Raw genomic sequence first — 20,314 nt, forward strand, 5'->3', positions numbered from 1 at the left:
ACGCATGCCAGCTGATGGCGGCTGGGGCGCTCGGGCGATTCATGGCAATTGACTCATGGATTGTCCTCCGGTTTTAAAAAGGTCATCGCGCCGTTCGCGCGATCGTGGATCAGAATGTTCTTCGCCCTCTTCCCTACCTTGGCATCTTCCCTTAATAGCTTCAGGACCTCGTCCCGCGTGGCGGGATCCAGGTGACTCATCTCAAGGATAATCTTGCGCTGCCCTGTGGCGCCGACCGGGGCGGGTGCGTAAAGTTGTTTGACGATTTTCGCGGCCACAGCCTGTGCGGTCGGTTGGTTCCCAAGCGCTCCCGGCGTCAGCACTTCAAATAATACTCCAGAACTGTCGACGAATTGGCCCTTTCCCTTGGGATGCGGACTCACCACGCCGTTGGTAAAACTGCCCTCCGCCCGGAGCATCGCCTCGGCGCGCCGATGCTCCGGCGAATTCGCCCTGGCGCCCTCCCCGGCCAGCTGCTCCAAACGCACGGATGGTTTGCCGATGTTGTCGCGGCGCCGTGCCTCCTTGCGCACGGACGTGCGCGCACGATCGGTCACCGTCGCATTCATTGGAACGTGCACGACCTTGACATTGCCTGCGTCCTTGCCCTGAACGCTAATCTCGAGATCTTTTATGATGCTTGAACCAGGGTGATCGCGATGGCCGAGCGGCGTATCCGGAGTCGTGTGAATCTGGATCTCGACATTTGGTGATTTCTGAGTCAAAGCCTGAAGCGCCAGTGCCTGATCCTTGGCGGAAATGCCGAGTTCGTCCGCTGTTGCGCTGTTAAGACGTTCTCTCAGGTCCCTGAGGTTCTTCTTGAACCCGTCGCCCCGCACGGCGGTGAAGCTCTCCAGGCTGAGGCCGCTGGGCTGATTCTTCGCCTCCACGATCACCACGGTCGCGGTCCCGTCGGCATTAATGCGAAGGAAGACACCATCGAAGCCATTGTCCGATGCATTGTGCAGCGCGCTCTCGTTGATCTGCGCGCGACGCGTGCCCGCCGCAGCCTGCCGGGCCTTGACGTCCACCTTTCCTTCCAGCGTCATCATGCCGCCAAACGCCCCTTTCTCAACGGTCATGCGTGATGCTGCTTCACCCACCTTGCCGCTGCCGTGCTTGCCGGATAGCTCCGAACCACGAATCACCCAGCGCTTTTCGTGCTTCCCGGTCGCTTTGTCGAAGGACCGCGTCTCCTCGTGGACCACCGCAATCAGATTATCCGCATCATGCACGACCACACGCCGGTAGTAATATCCGCGTTCCTGCCACTCGTGCCCGATCTGGTAGACCTTCGTGTCCTTGCTGGCCAGTGGGCCGTTGTCCACCAGCGTGAGTGCATGTTCGCGCATCCCCTTGGGGCTTCGTTCGGGAGCCGTGGTCGCAACCCCTTCGATGAGTGGGCGGTCGGGCCTGCCCGTGTTCGCGACATAGCCGCGGCCCGGCTGCTCGCGCAGTTCGGGCGTATCGAGCACATGCTGGTATTCGTCAATTTTCGCGCTGAGGTGATTGATCTCGCTGACCAGGTCCGCGTGCGCTTCGGGGCTCAGTGTGCTGTCGCCCAGCCGCTGCATGCGCTCGTGGATGATCCCCGGCAGCTTCTCCAGTTCGAGCTTGGCCTCCCATCCATTGCTTCCGACGCTCGTGAGATTGAACCAGTCCTTGGCCTGGCGCAGCTTGCCGAGCAAGCCCTGGTAGCGGCGCATGCTCTGGATGGTGTGCGCGTGTAACAGCACATCGGTGGGCGTCGCGCGCGGGCCGACTTCCACGCGCACGCCGTGACCGGGTCCGCGTGGATCGGGAATGACATGCACCGAATTGCTGTCGAGGTCTGTGTTGACGCTCACGTCGACGCGCTCGGTCAGCGTTTTAGGCAGGCCATCGCGCAAAGCCTGGGTCGCGGGATCGATCGCTGTGTCCGGATGCGTGCCTGCCTCGCCACGGCTTGCCGTCTCCGCGGCAGCAGCGAGCTGCCGCTGTTCACCAACCAGCCCGCGACTTTCGACCTCGGCCTGCGCGCGCTTCATCTCGGGCGAATTCATGACCTCGTGGGGGGGCGCGTCCGGATTGGTTGCGCGGTGCTGCGCGCGCGCGTCGTTGAGGATGCGGTTCGCTTCGGTCAGCCGCCCCTCCGGCGTCGACAGACGGACGTGCGACCTGGCCGCGCCGTACGCGGCGCCCGCCCCTTGCATCAGCGCGCCCATTTGCACGGCGCCTTTCACACCTTCGTAGGTCCCTGCGGCCAGATTGAGCAGCGGGTTGCCTTCCCAGGTCTTGTCGTTGAGGGCCGTACCGGCGAACGAGGAAGGCAGTGCACTCACCGCGTTCTCGATGCCCTCGGCCAGGCCTTCTGCCAGGATGCGCAGCGCCTTGCTGTCGCCCTTGGCCATGCGCGCGAGGATGTTGGTGCCCTTGATCCCGCGCGTCAGGAATCCGGATTCCATTTTGTTCAGGTTTGAAGCGACCTTGCCGGCGACCTGGCCTGCACGGCTTTTGGCGACGCTCTGCATGATGTCGCTGCCACCGGCCTTGCCAACCAGGCGCATCAGGCGGTTGGGCTGCGCCACGCGCGCGGCCGCCTGTTCACCCGCGCCAGTGGCGCCGCGCAGCAGTTTGCCGCCCATGCCGGCGGTGGCCGCGGAGGTGATTGCATCGACCACGCCGACCGCCAGGTCGACACCCATGTCTTCCACACCGTACGAGCCACCCTGGACCAGCGCCTTGGTGCCCATGGTCGTGATGGTGGCGGCGACCGAGGCGATCACGGCGATCACCACGGGGCCGAGCGCGCCGCCGCTGAAGAAGGTGAGCGCGGAGCCGAGCGCCACCGCAACCACCATGCTGGCCACCTGCGCGGCCAGGTTGGCCACGCTGTCGATGGCGCGGCGGTGGTCTTCGACACCCTGCTGCACCAGCTCGACGCGATAGTCGAGCCGCTCGCGCAGCAGCTCGCGCTCGTCATCGGACAAATCGCGCCGGTCCAGATCGGACTTGAGTTCGTTCAGACGGCCCATCTGCACGGTCAACCAGTCCGCCTCCCTGCCCGCCGCCGCGCCACCGAGCACGCCGGTCAGCTCGCCGAGCTCGCGTTTGACACGGCGCTGTTCCTGGTCGATCCTGGCCTTGGCCGATTCGGGGGCGCCGTGGTCGTACATGTCCAGGATGTCGGATGCATCACGGCCGCTCAGCTCGTCCGCCAGCAGCTGGCGCAGACTTTGATCCTTGTGTTTCGCCTTCCATTGCTTGTCCAGCTCGTCGATTTCGGACTTGGTCATGCTGCCGATACGGGTGCGTAGCGCCTGTTCGTCGGTGCCGTCACCCTTGGTGGCGTAGTCGACTTCCTGAAACGCGTCGAGCCGGCCACCCTGCTTGTGCAGGTCGCGGGCCTTCTCCAGATCGGCGCCCGACATGTTCGCTTCGATGGTGTACGACAGCGGATAGAAGTATCTTTTCTGGTAGGCGTCGTTCAGTACTTCCATGCTGATGTTCGAGCGGAGATGCGCCTCCGCGCCGATTTCGCGCTCCATGACGCGCTCGAACGCCATGATCTTTATGGACAATTCCTGCTCGGTGATCTGCGGATCCTGTTTCAGGATCTCGTTGCGGTAGCGGTCCACGCGCATCTTGCGCGCCGGCCCCTGGTCGAGACGGGTATCCTGCAGCGCATTCTCGTACTGATTGGTCAGCACCTTGTTGATGGCTTCATCGCTGGCCCACACCCCCTGGCGTTCTATCTCGATGCGCGCGGCATCGGCCTTGACCATGTCGCTGTCGGCCAGCGCATTGGCCAGATCGCGCTCGGGGCCAGGATCCATCTCGCTGGAGAACGCGCGGCGCAGCACACTGGTGCCCGCAAGCCCTGGCTCGTTGTACTCCTCGACGTTTTCATAGCGCTTGTTGAACTTTGCCTCGATCAGGGCGCTGCGCCGGCGCACCTCGGCCTTCATCTGCTCGGCACCCCAGCCCTCGCGCTGCGCCTGCGCCAGCACGTCGGCGTGCACGCGCTTGTAAGTCGCCTCGATATCCTCTTCCTTGGTGCCCCACCCCATGAAGCCGCCGCGCATGGCCTCGTCGATCTCGATGGCGGCGGCAGCTTCCTTGTCGCCGGCGATCAGTGCCTTGGCCTGCTCCTGTTCGTTTCCTTCATCGAGGTTATCGAGCAGCGCCTTGTTCAGTTCCTTCCCATAGCGCCGCTTGTACTCGGCGCTGATCTGTTCGATCTCTTCCTGCGATCTGCCGCGCAGCAGATCCATGATCGCCTTCTCGTCGGTGTCGATGATGCCGAAGGCATAGTCCAGCGCCGCTGCGTCCGCGGCCGCGCCCTTGCCTGCCAGGCGCAGCTCGGCCTGATCCATTTCGTCAGAGTCAAAGGCCTGCGTCATCGCCAGGTCCATGTCGATGCCGTGCTTGGCGCGATACATCCGGCGCACCAGCGTTCCTTCGAATGCCGACAGGCCTTCAAGGCTGCGCAGCATCGCCGATTCGTCGCTGTCGAAGTTGTCGAGCTGCGCATGCACCTCCATGACGATCTTCGGTCCATCGAAGGTCGGGCGCATTGATTTCGCCATTTCGGCCACGTTGTCGAGTGAGCCGTCCGGCTGCGCCAGCAGTTCGGCGTCGAACGCCGGCCTGGCAACGTCGACGTACTGCCTGGCCAGCCGCTGACGCAGCGCCCCGGCCGCGATGTCGAGCTGGTGGGCCCCGGCCGGCTGCGCGAAATACTCGGTGACGACCGCGCGCTGGTCTTCCGTCAACCCTTGGCTTTGCAGCAGTTGTTCCTTGGTCGCACCGTTCGCAACCGACTGCTGCACCGCCGCGACGCTGCCCAGATCCGCGTTGATGCCGTTACGCGTCTCTTCCGTGCGATTCACGCTCCACTGCTCGTTGGATTTCTGCGCATCGCCGAACCAGCGCCCCAGCTTTGCCTTGAACCGATCCCACCAGCTCTGCCCCTCGAGAATACGGTCCTCGGCCCACAGGTTTGCGGCGTCGATGGCGTCGTTGCCCGCTATTTCGACGGCCGCACGGTTCTCGCGCGTGGTGTCGCGCGCCGTCTTGAACAAGGGCCGCATCGCAGTGCGAACCGTCTGCACGGCCTCACGCGCGGCGGCCTGCAGCGCCGCGGCGAAATCGGCAAGCTTGCGCACGATCTCGGGCTTGCTGCGATCGTGCGGAGCGGCCGGCGGCGCCGGGTTCAGTCCCTGGTACTGCTCGCGCTGGGCCAGCGCGTTAAGCGCCTCGACCCGGTCGGTTTGCGCCGAGCCCAGTTCCTTTTCGCGCTTTTCGCCCGCCTTCTGATAGTTGGTGGTCTGCCGGTTGACGTGAGCGCGTACCCAGCGGATCACCAGGTCGCGCCGCGCGTTGATCACTTCCGGATCGCTGCCGCCGGTGGCCGCTTCCTGGCGCTTGATGATTTCTTCGTCGGTAAGCTGGCGTGCGCCTTCAATTTGGTCCAGCGCTTCCTGGCCGGTCTCCGATACGCCCTGGGTGGCCTTCTCATGGCTGGCGGTGATCGCCTTGTTGATGTCGGCAGCCTCTTTTTCGAGCTCCGTCTTGCGCGTCGCGACCATCTGGTCGAGTTCAGCGCCGCTCACACCTGCCGCCGTGGCGATCTCGCGCAGCTCACTGTTCATGCGCGGGCCCAGCGTGCCGCTCAACGCGCTGCCGATGTTCGGGAAGTACTTCGTATTCTCGCCCCTCGGGTAGACCAGGCGTCTGAGCCGCACCAACACATCCGCAGTGGCGCTGTCGCTCGATGCGAGCAGGCGGGCGACCACATTCGCCACGGGCGTGCCTTGGACCGGCGGTAGCGGTGCAATGCCCAGCGGGCCCTTGTCGATCAGCGGCGACGGCGGCCCGATTGCCCGCGCTGGCTCCTCCTTAATCGGCTTGGCAAGTGCGGCGCGCGCGTCCTCGAGGGCCTTGCGCTCGGGATTATTCTTATCTTCGGGGATCTGTGCCAACGCCTCCGCGCCCTCGGTCGACAGCAGCTGCACCCATTTGTCCCGAACGGCCCGATCCCCGATGGTCGGCATGTTGCCGCCCACCCGCAGGCCCGGCACCACCTCGATTTCCGCGCTCTTGCTCAGTTCCGGAAGGAAGGCGTGCGGAAGCGTCTTGCCGGAGGCCGCTTCGATCGCGGCTGTGAAATTCGGAATCGGATTGCTCCTGGGCGCCGGCGGCGGCTCTGGCACCTTCGGCGGCGCCTGGATATTGGCCGCCGCATCGGCCGCCACGTTGCTGGTCTTGGCGCGCCGATCCGCGTTGGCTTTGTCGGCCGCGGACGTGATCTTTCCCGGGCCACCGGCGAGCGCCGACATGTTGCGCCGCGGCAGAGCGGCGCTGGAGCTGGATACGCCTGCCTGCCAGCGCTGCACGATCACGCGCGGATTCGGGACATCGCCACCACCGTCGCCACGGTCGACACCCTGCGTCGCGCCGCCGTGCACCGTTTTGCCCGAGGGCGCGGTTGTCCCGGTATCGAGCTCGATGACCTCCTCTTCCTCGGCCGGCGCTTCTTCTTTCGCGTCATCCTGCTGACGCGCCTCCTTGTCGGCTTCCTCGCTACGCTGAGTTGATGCGTCATCCCAGGTTTCGGCCCGCGCCGGCTTGGGCAGCGCTGCCTTCGCGCCAGTGTCGGGTGTGCTGGTGTCTTTGTCGGCAAGGTCGGACGCGACCTGCGGTTGTGCCTTGACCGGATCGTCAGCGACAGGTTTATCGGCATCATGCGCGGTGACGATCTCTGGCGGCATGAACAAGATACGCGTGCCGTTGCCGGTGCCGGCAGCAAACGGCGCCGCCTGCGATGAGAATGACACGTAATGGGCGGCCTGCCCGTTACCCATCGAAATGCGTATGTCCGAGTCGCTAACCGCCGGCGCGGCAACGGCTGGGGCACCGGGCCGCCGCCTTTCCACACCTTTTTTCCGCGCATCGCCGCCCATGACGATTCATCGCGGCGGCGAAGCCGTCGCCGCGCCAACGGTGCCGCGAAACCTGGCCAGGTCGGCCGGCGCCAGGATCCGCGCCTCGCGATGGAACTGGCGCGCGATCGCCGCCCCGAGATGCTGAGCGGTGATGTATTGGCTGCCCGCATCGACGGCAATCAAGGCGGCCGTGTGGCCGGCCGAAACGATGCCGGCACCGGTCAGATCGATATTTGCCAGCGAGCTCAGGTCCAGGCCCGGCTGCAGCGGCGCATCGGCTGGAAACGCGCGCGCCCACAGCCGCAAGCGCTCCGCCACCTGCGGTCGCGGGAAATGCAGCAGCATGTGGAAACGGCGGATGAACGCCGGATCGATTTCGTCGCGCTGATTGCTAGCCAGGACCGCCAGCCCGCCGAATGACTCGACCCGCTGGAGCAGGAATCCCACCTCGAGCGCCGCATAGCGGTCACTGCCCTGCTGGATCTCGCCGCGCTTGCCGAACAGCGTGTCTGCCTCATCGAAGAACAGGATGGCGTGGCTTGCCTCGGCCTCGCGGAAAGCGGCGTCGATGTTTTTTTCCGTTTCACCCACCCACTTCGACACCAGCTGGGCCAGATCGATCTTTAGCAATGGCAGGTCGAGTTCGCGCGCAATCACCTCGGCCGCCAGCGTCTTGCCGGTTCCACTGTCGCCGGTGAACAATGCCTTCAATCCGCCACCGCTCATAAGACGCCCGAATCCCCAGGATTCGTTGACACGGGCCAGGGCGCGGTAGAAGCGCGGAATCTCCAGCACCTGGTTGCGCAGGCTGTCGGGCAGGATCAGATCGTCCGGACCACGGCGAGGCACCACGGCGCGCGCGAACCGCCCGGCGTTCTTCTGCGCCACCATGCGGCAGGCGTCGCCAACGCCCGCAGCCTGGCTGCCCTGCGTGCGCGCCACCTGCGCGACGGCCAGCTGCTCGCTGACCGACATGCGATAGCGCGCCGCCAGATCCCGGGCCGCGCCCGGCGCCAGCGCGGGCAACTGCCGCTGCCACTGGCGCGCGCACATGTCCGCCGTCGGCGCCGCCAGGTTCGCCTCCAGATAGCGGCGAAACCCAAGTACGCCGGTCGGCCGCCAGGCGTGTTCGCCACTGATGATGACGGCAATCGCGCAATGCTCAAGTTGCGCGGCGACCTGCTCGGCCAACTGCGGATGCGCTTCGTCCTGCAGGCGGCGCGTCTCCACCCACAGGACACTATCGGTATCGGCCGCCAACGCCAGCGCCGCGGCCAGGTCCATGTCGGGCAGCCAGCGCCGCAGCGGCCGGCCCGCAGCCTGCGCCACCGCCTTGACGGCGTCGTCGACCGGCGTGGCCGGTTCGCCCCAGATGCCGATCAGATTCGCCGTGCCGCTGCCCAGGGCGCGCGCCAGTTCGGCCAGCAAGGGGGCTTCGCCAAAACACTCGGGCAGCAGCGCCGGTGCAATCGGCACCAGACTCGCATCGCAGAACAGGTCGCGCCAGTCGCGGCGCGGATCGGTCAGCGCCTGCAAGGCGCGCGGGGCCAGCCGGCACCCATGGGCGAGTTCGGGTCCGGTGACCTGGTCGGCCACCAGCAGGCCGACGCGCCGCAGCGTACCGTTGGTACTCAGCGCGACGCGGCGCGCCATCCACTGCGCCTCGCTCTCTGACGTGAGCGCGCTCAGCAGATCGATGCCCGGTAGCAGGCGCGCCACGTCGTCCTGGATGAAAGCGAAGATGCGCGCGTACGCGCGGTGAAGCTCGGACGCGGCGCAGACCAGAAGCGTGTCGACGTCTGCGCTGTCGAGCGCGAACGCCGCGGCCACCGAATCGAGCGGCAGCGCCACTCCGAGCGCCGCGGCGCGGGCGCGCAGCCGCGCCTCGTCCTGCTGCTCATCGTCGCGCAGCCTGCGGGCGGCGCCGTAGACCTGGCGCGCCGGCGGCCCGCCTATCTGCTCGATCAACTGGTCGACGTGGGGATCAGTGATGCAATAGGCCTTCACGTCCGGCCGGGTCAACGCCTTGTTGAGGTCTTTCTGCGCCGCGACCGCGATGCACAAGGCACGCCGCAGTGGCCGCAAACGCAGCTCCAGATGCTCGAGCGCGAGTTCAACTAAGGATGCGCAAGGCGTGGCGGCGTGGTTCATGGCCCGGCAAACTCGATCCGCCGGCCTGGCCACCAGGGAATGTCAACGATGTCGCGCAGCAGTCCGTGCTCGCTCAGATCCATGAAGCGCCGGCCCAGCGCCGGGCGCACCAGCACCCTGCCCTCCTCGATACTCACCGTGCCGCCCAAGTCGCCGAAGCGCCTCAGTGCCAGCAATGGCTGGGTGGGCTCGCGCTCGCGCCACAAGGTGTCGGCCAGGTCACCCAGCGCGCTGCATAGGGCGAGCGTGATCGAAAACTCCGCCGCCCGGCATATATGGCCGCGGTTGGGCAGCACCAGTGGCCGCTGCTCGATGAATTCCGAGTGCGTCGCCGTGATTAATTCGTGCGCTTCGTCGAAGACGCGATGCAGCTGCGCGCTGTGGCGCCGCAGCAGAGGCTCGTTGGTCCATAGCCCGTCGCCGGCGCTGCGCCAGCCGGCGGCGCGCGGACTCGCTCCCATCGCGATGGCACGCAGGCCACGCCGCCCAAGTGCCTCGGGAAGTACGCAGTCGGCGACGCCGGGGGCCAGCCACCACATCTGGCCAGGCAGCAAGTCGGCCACCCGCAGCACGCCATCGGGATCGCCGAACCACCCGAGCGGCTGTGACGAGCCGATATCGAGGACCGCCCACACGCCGCCTTCCAGCCGCTCGACCAGGACGCCCGGTCCTGTGCGCGCCGCGCGATCTGTCGGCCACAGCGAAGCGTCCAGCGGAGCGCAGGCGCTCGACAGGCCGCGCAGAAAATCATCCATGCGGGCGTTGTCGGGCGCTTCGTCCCGCCCGCACATCACCGCCGCGAGCCGCTCGGTGGCGGCACTGCGGGCCCAGCCCCGACTGGGCGGCGGTGCAAGCTTGTACGCCAGCGCCGCCGCAAAACAGCCCGACTGCGCGAGCAGAGCGCTGCATGCCAGGGCGGCGCGCAGGCCAGCAAAATAATTCCGACGCGAGAGAATGCCCATCACGATGAACGGCAGCACCGATTCGACCACCACGCTTTCGCGGCGCGGCTGGCGCGCGGGCGACACGCGCGGCCGCAGATCCGGGGAACGCAGCGCGCCGCGCGGGGCACGATCGGCTGCGACCTTGGCCCGCGTGGCATCAGCCAAGGGCCGCGCCGGCACGCTTGGTGCACTACCGCCACCGGCTTGGTCCGCGCTTGCACGTGCCTGCAGCGAGACAAGCGCCGCGACCAGAAGGTCGATTTCATCGGCCAACGCTGCGGCGCTTGCGCCGGGGTCGCCGAGCGTGCCTTCAATTCGCTCGATCAGAGGCACCAGAGCGGCGCCAGCGCGCGCACGGATGGCGCCGGTGGCCCCGAGCTCGGCGAGCATTTCGCGCGCCCACACCTGCAGGGTGGCGCCATCCGCGGTGGCGAGCATGCGCGTCAGACTGCCCGCGTGCTGCCATGTCGTCAGCGTGTCGGTGACAGTGGTTGGCGACACCAGCTCGCTTGCCGTATTTTGGGCCGGCACAGTCTCTGGCATGTGGCTGGACGCGGGCAGCTGGCGCGGAACGTCCTTCAGTGCCTCCGCCAAAATCGTTTGCGCGCGCTGCGCCAGCGCGCCGCGCGGGGCATCACCGCCCTGGTGTGCGGCGTCGGCGGGCCAGTCGCACAGCTCCGACAGCCGCACCGGAATGCGCAGGTGCAGGCGCTCAATGGTTTGGTCCGGCGCGCAATCGGCCAGTTGCGCGGCCAGCGCGCGCATCAGCCAGGCCGGCAGATGTTGGGTCGCCTGCGCCACCAGCCGGCGCGGGTCCGCGCCCCAGCTCCAGCCGCCGTGGCGCAGCAAGCGCAGGCGGCAATGCCGTATGCGGATCGCCTCCACGTCAGGGCACCGGTTCCGTGACGATGCGTGGGGTATATCCCGGCGCAAGAATCACGACAGTGTAGCTGCCCGCGCCCAGCACCAGGCTGACCATGCCGACTGCGCTTGCCTTGGGAATGGGCACGGCGCGCAGCGCCGGTTCCGCCAGCGCACCGCCCGTCAGATGCACGAACACCTCGATGTCGCTCGGCGTCGTGAGCGGCAAGGTGACCGTGATGCTGATGCCGTCCAGGACCACGGCCAGGGCGGCGCCGTCACTCTGCTGTTCCGCGCGCAGATCGTCGGTCAGGGCGAACAATTGCGGGCGGTAGAGCAGGCGCGTGTCGTAGTCGACCAGCGCGATCATCAAGTGACTCTTGTCGATGAGCGCCTGCAGCCCGGCATTTTGAGTGTCGCGAACCACGATGCCGTTGGCGACCACGTCCTCCACGGTGAGCGCCTGGTCGGGCTGGGTGCTGCGAGTGGCGGCGCCCAGCACGTGACTGGTGGCCTGAAAGGCGACGACGTTCATCTTGTTCATCAGGCACCCTCCGCAGGTTTGACGAAACCCATCACCACGTAATCGCACACGCCGGGAAGCACCAGCGCCCCTGACGCGCCTGCCGTTGGCACCCATCGGACCAGGCACACGACGCGGCGGCCGTCGACCCGGCAGTCGAGTGGCTGCATAAGCCAGTACTCTCCGGCCGCGAGTGGCGGCAATGAAGCCGGTTGCTGATAACGCGGCTGCACCTGGATCTGGAATGACGCTTCGCCGTCGTCGACCTGCGCCTGGGTGATACCCGCCGGCAGCGGCACCTCGAGGCCATCACTGATGACGCCCGACTCGACCTGCACCCCGCCAGCGATGGCGCCGAAGATCCTGCCTGCGGCGAACACGTCGCCCTGGGCATTCACGGTGAACACCGGCTCAACCTTCCCCTGGCTGCCGTGCAGCCCGAATCGCAACTGGCCGCCATCGGTGTTGTCAATGACCAGTCCGGCTTTTTTGGATTCGCTGCGTGGCGCCGAGCGCAGCACCAGGCTGTCGCCCAGGCCCGTGACTTCGCCGGCGCGCGCGCCGACATAGCGGCGGGTGATACCGCTGCCGCTTATGTCGGTATTGCGCACCTCCACGAAGCGCGTGCCATTCCAGCTCACGTAGCCGAGCAGGAGTCGCCACGGCTGTTGCCCGCTGCCCACCGGCGCATCCGGATCGGGCACCTCCTGCTGATCGAGTTCTGCCGCCGTCCCAAGCCTGCCAAAGCTGATCACGAACGACTCGCTGACCCGCGCGGACGGATTCTCCAGGCACATGGCATTGCGGTGCCCCGTGGTGCTGGTCTGCTCATCGCGGCCGTTGATGAATACCGGGTAGAAGTGCTGTTCCGGATCGTTGGCGCTGTCGGTGATGTTGCGCTGGTCGAATTCGTCCTCGCTGACGCGGACCGCCTCGGTCACCACGATCTCGCGGCCCGCGCCGTCGGTGGCAAGGCCAGGCGACACGGTCACTTCGATGTATGGACCGAGCGTATCGGTGCGCGCCGTGCCGATCAGCTCAAGCCCGTAGGCGATGCCCCAGCTGTGCAGGTATCGGTCGTGGCGCGCGCGTGCGCTGCGCGCATGCGATACGATGGCGTTGACGTCGGCGGCGCTGAGGATCTGGTTTTCCGCGAACACCGGCCTGCTGATGGGGGTAGTCACTGCGGTTTCCTTTTCTCGAGCGCGTCGAGACGTTTGGTCAGTTTCGCATTGGCCTCGCGCTGGGCATCGAGCTCCTGCTTCAGGTCCATGAACACCTGTGCACCAGACAGCGCTTGCGGCGACAGGCGCTTGTCGATCTGGTCCGTCACATCCCTGAACTGCGCTTCGACCTCGCTGCGCACCAGCTCCGAGGCGGGACTCGACGCGAAAGCCCTGGCCACGGCGTCGCTGCCCTTGATCCGGAGCGTATCGGTGTCGGTGTAACGCGCGGCCAGCGAAGTGATAACGGGATCGCGTGCGGTGACGCGCCCGACATTGGCGCCGATGTTAAGCGAGCTACGCACGTCGTTGACGTCAAGACCGGTGAGCCGCACCAGGTTTGGAAATGCCTCGCCAAACGCGCTCAGATCGCCGAGCCGGCTACCCGACTTGAAGAACGCGGTCTGCTTCTTGAGCGCCCCGTGCGTGCTTGACAGCTCGTGCGGATTTGGCGCCGGCGTTGGGGAGTCGCGACGAAAGCGATCGGCGAAGTCGCAGCACAGGCGCTCCAGGCCCTCCCCGAAGGTGTGCAGCAATGGCATCCAGTAGCGCAGGTTATGTTCGGTCAGCAGGAAGGTGCGCTCCAGGTTGCAGATCTCGCAGACATTGCAGTCGTCGATCCGCACGCATGCGAGTTTGACCGCGGCATCGTCGCAGGTGGGACACGGCGGCAGCAAGGCGGCGCAGATACAATCGAGCAGGTAACGAATCAGGGCGCGCACCAGTTTTTGCGTTGCACGCTGGGTTTCTTCGGTACTGTCCTCGCCGCCGGGAATGTGGATCGCCTCGATTTCCGTCGCAAGGCAGCATTGGCCGGTAGGCGGGCATTCATCGATCTTGCGCAGCAGCCAAGCCTTGAACTCGGCCAGCGACTGGTGCGCCTGCTGGTTGGCCGCCGGAGTGGCGACGCCGTTATAGGCGTAGACATAGGCCTGCTGCGAGCGGGCTTCGGGTTCGGCGAGGTCCGGATTCGCATACTTGAGCGTCTCGGCGATGATCGAGCGTGCCATCGTACGTTCGAAGGTCGACGCCAGCAATTGGTCGGCCTGGCTGCCCAGGGCGGGCGCGGCCTTTTCGAGCGTCTCCCGATTGGTCGCCATCGCGGCGTCGAGACCGTGGTGTGCCGCCAGCGTCTTGACGCGCTCGTCGGGCGACAGCATGTTAAAGCGCGCCGTGGCGGCGCCGACCGCGTGCACCTTGTCGAGCGCAGCGCGCAGTATCTGCTCCTGCAACGGCCCCGGGTCGCTGGCCTTCATGAACTCGGCGGCCACCTTGCCAAACGTCGCATTGGCGCCACTGATCAGCGCAGCATCCTCGGCGCCGAACGGCGGCGGCGCCTTGAGCTTGTAGGCGGCGACGCCAAGTTCATTGCGCTGCGCATAAACCTGGGTACGCTCGAGGGCCGCCGACTTGCGGTCGGTTTCGCGCAGATCGCCGATGCAGCATTCCAGCCGATCGATGAAGGTCAATGGCGCGGGGTCGTCGGCGGGGCAGCGCAATTCGAAGGTGAATCCTTCGCGTATCCGGCTCGGCTGGCAAGTGACGGCGCAGGAATCATCCTGCGAATACGGCGCCACCAGGTCGCCAGGTTCCTCGCAATAGTTAAGGTACAGGCAATAGCGCCGTCCGCGCGCGCTGGCCTGGCCATCGGCCGGCACGCTTGATGCTTCCGCCGTGCCAGCGGTCCCTGCGGTCGCCGTACCCGTCGCCCCGATGCGTGACTGCTTGCTGCGATCCTTGACCGGCGCGGCGCATGGATCGCCACAATCCTGGCCGTGCAGCGAGATCCGGAGCGCACGCACCATCGCGTTGATGTCGAGTTCCACGGCGCAGGGCACGACAATCTCGTTGCCGCAGCAATCGACCGCATACCCGGGCTGCACGATGACCCGCCCTCCCGGACAGGGAGCGCAAGTAACGGCCAGACCGCAAGCCACGCCGCTACCCACCAGGAAGCGGTTGTGCATGCGCTGCCTGGTGACGACGTAGTTGGTCAGCGCCTGCAGGTCGTCGTCGGTCAGCAGCTGGCCGGCGAAGAAGGAAGGCCGTACCATCACGCCGGCGTTGCAGCCGCAACTGCCGCCGGACGATCCGCAACCGCAGTCGCCGCCGCCGGAACCGGCGCAGCCACAACCCGCGCTTGCCCCGCTGGTTCCGGCAGCACGACCCGCCGAGCGTACTCCCGCCTGATAGCCACTCTGCGGCCCGGCGCCGATGCCACGGCTTTTGGAACCTCCGCCAGCGCAGCCGCAGCCCCCGGACCCGTCTTTATTGGTAGTCATGTGTATATCTCCCGGGACTAAGCGTCGATGAAGAACCAGCTTTCGAAGGTCGCGCCCGGCCGTCCATTGCCCGACGTCCAGGGCTGAGGGCGGTCCGCGCAAGGCGCCCGTGGCGGCTTGCAGCTTGGCGCCGGGGCGTTTTGGTATAGCGCCAGTTGCGGCACCAGGCCGCCGATATGCTCGCCGTCGAGCGGCTTGCAGCAAGCGTCGAGAATAAAATTACCGCGCACCTGAATCAGTACCCGGTCACCGTGATTGAGCGTCTCGCCGCTGTCGTCGCGGAACCTGAAGCTGTCGATGAGTCCCGTCTCCGGCTTGTCGACATAGCTGCCCTCGATCTGTGAGATCACACCAGCAAGGCCTCTGCCGCCCTGCACGCGCCACAGGTCGACGACGCCCGGTTGCAGCGTCTCGGCATACACCGGCTTGGAAAAATGGACTTCGATGCCGTCGCTGCGGGGGCCGCCGCTGCGCCGGGTGCCGAGCACAGTTTTGGCGCCATCGGAGTCGTAGTGCGCCCCGTGCGCCCAGCTGATGCCGTCGATGGTCGCCGCTTGGTAGACGCTGACCTCGCGGCGGGCGCGCCAGTCGATGTCGGCTTCGAGAATCGGTCCCTCGAGCGGCCAGGCGATGTGGGCCAGTACGATGCACGCCTGTGCGCACGGCTCGCAGCAGTTGCTGCAGCGCGTATCGGGCGCTTGATGGGTGAGACTGGCGCGCCAGCGGTAGCCCTCGCGGATACGGCCGTAGCGGCAGTTCTGCGGCAGGTCGCAATTGTCCCGGGTGATGGGGCGCGACGGATAGGTCTGCTGCTCGCAGTAGCAGATCGTCAGTTCGACAATCGGGCGCGTCGAGCAGTCGCCGCGTTCGGCTTTCTCGATCTCGCGCCGGTCTTCGCGCGACAACAGGCTGCGCAGGTCGACCACCTGGTCCGCACGCACGATGATTTCGCGCCCCTCGCAATCCAGGGCCCAACCACAGTCCACGCTCACGTTCACTGCGGGGCACTGGTCGTGAGGGTGATCGCAGCGCCAGCGCGCATACTCGCGCTGCAGATTTTCCTGCTCGCCGGCGAGCTGCTTGCGCTGCGCTTCGGCGCCCTGCTCCTGTTCGAGCAGCGTGAGCTTCGCTTCGATGCCGCGCAGCTGGCGCGCAACCTCATGGCGGTGCCGCTCGTCCTCGCTCTCGCACCCTTGCGGCACCGGCACGGGTCTTACGCCAAGCCCGCACACGATGCCAACGCCGTAAAAACAGCGTGCGTGCAGACGCAGCTTCTCCAGAAAATACTGCTGCTCCGACTGCAGGTCGGCAACCGTCAGATTGCGTCCGTAATAGAACTGCAAACGCTCCAGGTCGGGCATCGTCATGCAGAAACCGGCCTTATCGAGATTCGTGGTGTTCATGTGAAGTCACTCCATGGTCTGCATCAGGCGCCGGGGTGCGGCGAATCGGCGTCCGAAGCGCGCGCTCCGGACAAAACGGTGGCGCGGGCGAGCCGTATGTTGCCGCCACTGCCAAGAACACTCGCTTCGAAAGGCGCGAGGGTGGTGTCGACCCCTACGCTCACCACGCCGTCGAGCAGGAATTGCCCGCGGCTGTCCAACAGCCGCGCCACGGTGTGCGCGGGCTTCTGGGCATCGATCAGCTGCTGCACGCGCTGGCGCATGGTCACGTCCAGTTTGACCGGCACCTGCACATCGAAGCGGTAGGCCACCGAGCTGAATGGGTCGAGTTCGACCTGCCCGACGCTGCGCAGCGGTGCCCGCCCAAGGCGCGAACGGTCCAGCCTGAAGCGCCACTGCGCAGGTCCGAACAGGCGCGTGCCGCCGCTCAGTGCAATGGCGCCCAGCGCGCCCCAGGCCCGCTCGTTGGCCGCTTCGCGGATCACCGGCTCGACGTCGAACACCAGGCGAATCACGGCGCGCATGCCGTCGACCGTGCCGCGCATGCGATACAGCTTGGGCGCGGCCTGCAGCAGGCGGCGCCGGCGCGCGGCGTCCCAGGCCGGATCCATCGCGATGTCGAGAAAGCTGCCGAGCCAGGGCAGCACGCCGTCGGGTACGCCGTCGACATCGAGCAGCGCCGGCATGCGTGCGATCTGCTGGTCGACGTCGTCCAGAAAGCTGTCGAACAGGGCCAGGAAGCGTTCGCTGAAGTCCTCGGCCTCCGGGCTGTCGCGGAACACCAGCGGCAACTGGTCGAGACTGGTCTGGCGCGGAAAGTCGATCTGCATGCGAGCGATGCGCGGCGTGTGGCGCCCGTCCCCGGTCATGCGGATGCGCAGGAACAGGTAGCGCCCTTCCGGCTGGCGGATCAGGAAATCGCGCTGGTTGTCGACGCGCTGCCAATCGCCAGGGTGCGGCCGGCCCGGCGCGAATGCGCTCCAGGCGCCCTCGGCGACGCCCTGCGCCGCGGGGGTCGGCTGATCATGCGCCGACAGCGCAATCGACACCGTGGTCCCCGCCGGGATACTGCCCTGCCAGCGCACGCGATGCCAGCGGCAGCGCGTTATGCCGCTATCGATGGCCAGCGTCATCAGCTGACCCTGGGCCACGTATTGCGCGCCAGCTTCCGGCGCCGTGAGCGACGTGGTCAGTTCGCGTCCGTACCAGGAGAAGCAAGGTCCGCAGCCGGCTTGGGTCTGCGCCAAGCAGAATCCTTTGGCATTCGTCACGGCGATGCCGTTCGGCGCAAAAGCGCGCCGTAGCTCGTCCAGGGTGGCCCGGGCGAATGCGGCGTCGGTGCGGGCGGCGAACCACAGGCTGACCTGCTGGCGGACGTCCAGCGGCGCCTCGTCGACGGCCAGCCAGATGCGTTCGTCCTTGTCCACGGCCATGCGATTGACCGGTCCCGGCAACTCGGCCTCCAGAGGCCCGCGCTCAAAACCTGCCAGGTCCAGACGGGCGATCCGGGCCTGTGCGGTGTCCACCACCAACCACTCCTGCCAGGGCGCGTAGGCGATCGGTCCGGGCCGCGCGAAGGCGACCCGCGTCACCAGCCGGCGCCCGTGATCGGCGAACAGCAGCACGGCGTTCTGCGCCGGATCGGCAACAGCGATATTGCGGCCGGCAGCCGCCAACGCCACGGCGCCGCGCAGCACACCGACGGCACCCGGCTCCGCCTCTGTGAAACACGGCGCGCACAGATCCTTGCGCAGCAGCCGTGACTGCGGCGAAACAGTGGTAACGGCAGGCGTCACGAGCAGCCATTCACACGGCGCACAGCCGCGCGCCAGCACCGCCGGGGCAATCCATGCGCTGACGTCATCAAGCGGCACGGTCTGGCCGGCGCCGGCGAAGGAGAGCTGCAATCCACCTGAAAGATCAAGACCGCTGATGCCTTCGGCGCTGTCGACGTCCCAGCCCACCAGCGCATCGAGCAGGCGGAAGGTGGCGGGCGCAGGCAGGCAGCTCATGGCAGCTCCTTTTCAACGACGCGCAACTCGTGCGGCAGCGGCCACAACAGGCTGTGCGGCTGCGGCGTGAAGTCGCTGCAGGCGCCCAGCGCTTCGCCATCCACGGTGAGATTGAGGGTGGACAGGGCAACCAGCCCGGGTACGTGTGCGATCAGGTGCCGCACCAGCGCGGCGTACTTGATGACACCGCCGAACGGCCAGCCGCGCCCGTCGCCGCCGCCGGCCAGCGGATCGAAATACCCATCGAGCTCGCGCAAGGTGGCGCGCAGCACCTCGCCGAAATCGGCATGGATGGCGACGGCCAGCGTGGCGCGTACGCTCACCTCATGGAAATGCGGGGCCGCCGCGACCACCTCTACACCGGCTGGCGCCACCTTGCTTGACAGGTGGCTGGCAACCGCATCGAGGCTGGCCTGGCTGGGGTACGGCGGGGTCGCCACCGCCCGTGGCCCCAGCAGAAACACGCTGACGGTTCCCGGCACGCGCGCGTTGTTCAAGCCGGCGTGCGTGCCACCGACGCCGTGGGCGCGCGTCACATCGGCGCCCTGCGCCGCGAACGACTCGAGCTCATAGTCAGCCACCGTGACCGCGCGGTTGCGCGCGCGCAGGCGCTGGGGACCCAAGCGCGAGGCCTCGGGAATCGACATGGCATCGTGGCCCCCGCTGGCCGGCAACGCGTTGCCGACCTTGGTTACGAACGGCACCGAAGACATCAGGCTGGTAATCTGGCCGGCCGCCACCGCACCGGCGGCCCCGGTGGCCACCTGGTAGCGCTGCGCGACGACGTGGCGCATCCCGCGCGGCAGCTGCATGCCGTGCATGCCGTCGCCGAACTGCAGTTCACCGGTGACTTCGTCAAGTTCGAAGACGCGCTCGTCCGGACCACTGGCATCGAGACCGGCGATCTCCAGCCATGGCTGCGCACCGACGGCGGCGGCGCCGATGGCGCCCTCGTCGACGGTCAGCTGCAGCGACCCGGGCAGCACCGGCCGCTGGGTCACGCGCATGCGCCGGCCATCGCTGTCGGGCACGTAGTCAAGGACTTCGCCGCGTACCGTGCGCGCGGCGGACGCCGTGACGGCGTTCAGTTCAATGAACGCCAGCGCCGGCGGCGCCGCGAAGGCGCCGGCGACGAGCTGCAGGCGCAGCCAGCGCAGCGGCTTTGGCGCCGTCACACCGGCCGGGATGCCGGTGCGCCAGGTGCGCGGGCAACGCAATTCCACCAGGCCGCTCTGGAGCAGCCCGCGCGACTCGTCGCGGATGACCTCTGCCGGTTCGAAGCGGCCGCCGTCGAAGAAGCTCCAGCCCACGATGGGCTGCGCCACCACCCCGCCGGCTGCCATGCCGCCGTGGGCGATGACCGGCGGCGGGCCGCCGCGCGCGGTCAGATGCACCATGAAGGTGATGTTCGGAGCCGGCGCGGACGCTCCCGACAACCCGATCAGCAGCGCCGCGCCTGGACGCGGCGCAGCACCGAACACCAGGTTGCTGGCGGCCGGGTCGGCGCCGCCGAGCTGCATGGCGAAAAAGCGCTTGCCGTCCTGCGCGAAGGTCGCGGCGATTTTGCCGGGCGCGGCGTACAGGGCACGCTCGGTTTCGAACACCACGCGCGCGCCGGAACCGTCGGCCGCCGCTGCGGAAACCTGGAATCCGGGCGCAATGAGCGCACTGCCCGGCGCGGCATCGGCCACCGTGAAGCTGAGCGTGGCACGCGCCGGCCGGGCCGGCACGGCGGCGATACCGGCCGCACGCAGATACTCGCGGAAGGCCTTTTCGGGCATGCGATTGAGCCGCTCGAGCAAGGGCTCGGCCAGTTCGCCGTGCAGGCCCAGCAACGCATCGCCGGCGTCGCCGGGCGTGTGGCGCCGCCATTCGGGCGTAAAGGCCGCGATGCGCGCCGCCAGCGCCGCGCGCACGGCGGCGCGGCCTGGCGTGGCCAGTTGCGGCGGCTCGAGCGGGTCCGGCACCAATGGGTCCAACGACTCCCGC

Annotated in this window: 9 protein-coding genes; all 9 read right to left on the reverse strand. The window is 67.2% G+C overall.

Features of this window, described 5'->3' with window-relative positions; genetic code table 11:
- Positions 1-53: 53 nt before the first annotated feature.
- The 9 genes from F2P45_RS11465 to F2P45_RS11505 all read right to left on the reverse strand — a co-directional run bounded on the left by F2P45_RS11465 (position 54) and on the right by F2P45_RS11505 (position 20,304).
- Positions 54-6,944, reverse strand: a complete 6,891-nt coding sequence (locus F2P45_RS11465; RefSeq protein WP_166874438.1) for a hypothetical protein — start codon at positions 6,942-6,944, stop codon at positions 54-56.
- 6 nt (positions 6,945-6,950) lie between these two features.
- Positions 6,951-9,077, reverse strand: a complete 2,127-nt coding sequence (locus tag F2P45_RS11470; protein ID WP_166874440.1) for an ATP-binding protein — start codon at positions 9,075-9,077, stop codon at positions 6,951-6,953.
- Positions 9,074-10,906, reverse strand: a complete 1,833-nt coding sequence (locus F2P45_RS11475; protein WP_166874443.1) for a hypothetical protein — start codon at positions 10,904-10,906, stop codon at positions 9,074-9,076. Before F2P45_RS11475 ends, F2P45_RS11470 begins: the two co-directional genes overlap by 4 nt.
- Before the next feature lies 1 nt (position 10,907).
- Positions 10,908-11,426, reverse strand: a complete 519-nt coding sequence (locus tag F2P45_RS11480) for a hypothetical protein (RefSeq protein WP_166874446.1) — start codon at positions 11,424-11,426, stop codon at positions 10,908-10,910.
- A complete protein-coding gene (locus F2P45_RS11485; RefSeq protein ID WP_166874449.1) occupies positions 11,426-12,589 on the reverse strand; it encodes a hypothetical protein in 1,164 nt (387 codons plus the stop codon). Before F2P45_RS11485 ends, F2P45_RS11480 begins: the two co-directional genes overlap by 1 nt.
- Positions 12,586-14,682: a coiled-coil domain-containing protein gene (locus F2P45_RS11490; RefSeq protein WP_166874451.1), complete on the reverse strand. Its 2,097-nt coding sequence runs from the start codon at positions 14,680-14,682 to the stop codon at positions 12,586-12,588. The genes F2P45_RS11485 and F2P45_RS11490 overlap by 4 nt, the downstream gene beginning before the upstream one ends.
- 245 nt (positions 14,683-14,927) lie before the next feature.
- Complete coding sequence (locus F2P45_RS11495; RefSeq protein ID WP_166874453.1) at positions 14,928-16,313, reverse strand: hypothetical protein; 1,386 nt, start codon at positions 16,311-16,313, stop codon at positions 14,928-14,930.
- Positions 16,314-16,336: 23 nt separating this feature from the next.
- Entirely contained in the window at positions 16,337-18,325 is a 1,989-nt protein-coding gene (locus F2P45_RS11500; RefSeq protein ID WP_166874456.1) for a phage tail protein, read from the reverse strand.
- A complete protein-coding gene (locus F2P45_RS11505; RefSeq protein ID WP_223164720.1) occupies positions 18,322-20,304 on the reverse strand; it encodes a putative baseplate assembly protein in 1,983 nt (660 codons plus the stop codon). Before F2P45_RS11505 ends, F2P45_RS11500 begins: the two co-directional genes overlap by 4 nt.
- Between the last annotated feature and the right edge of the window lie 10 nt (positions 20,305-20,314).

Origin of the sequence: Massilia mucilaginosa (assembly GCF_011682145.1) — a bacterium.
GTDB lineage: Bacteria > Pseudomonadota > Gammaproteobacteria > Burkholderiales > Burkholderiaceae_D > Telluria_A > Telluria_A mucilaginosa.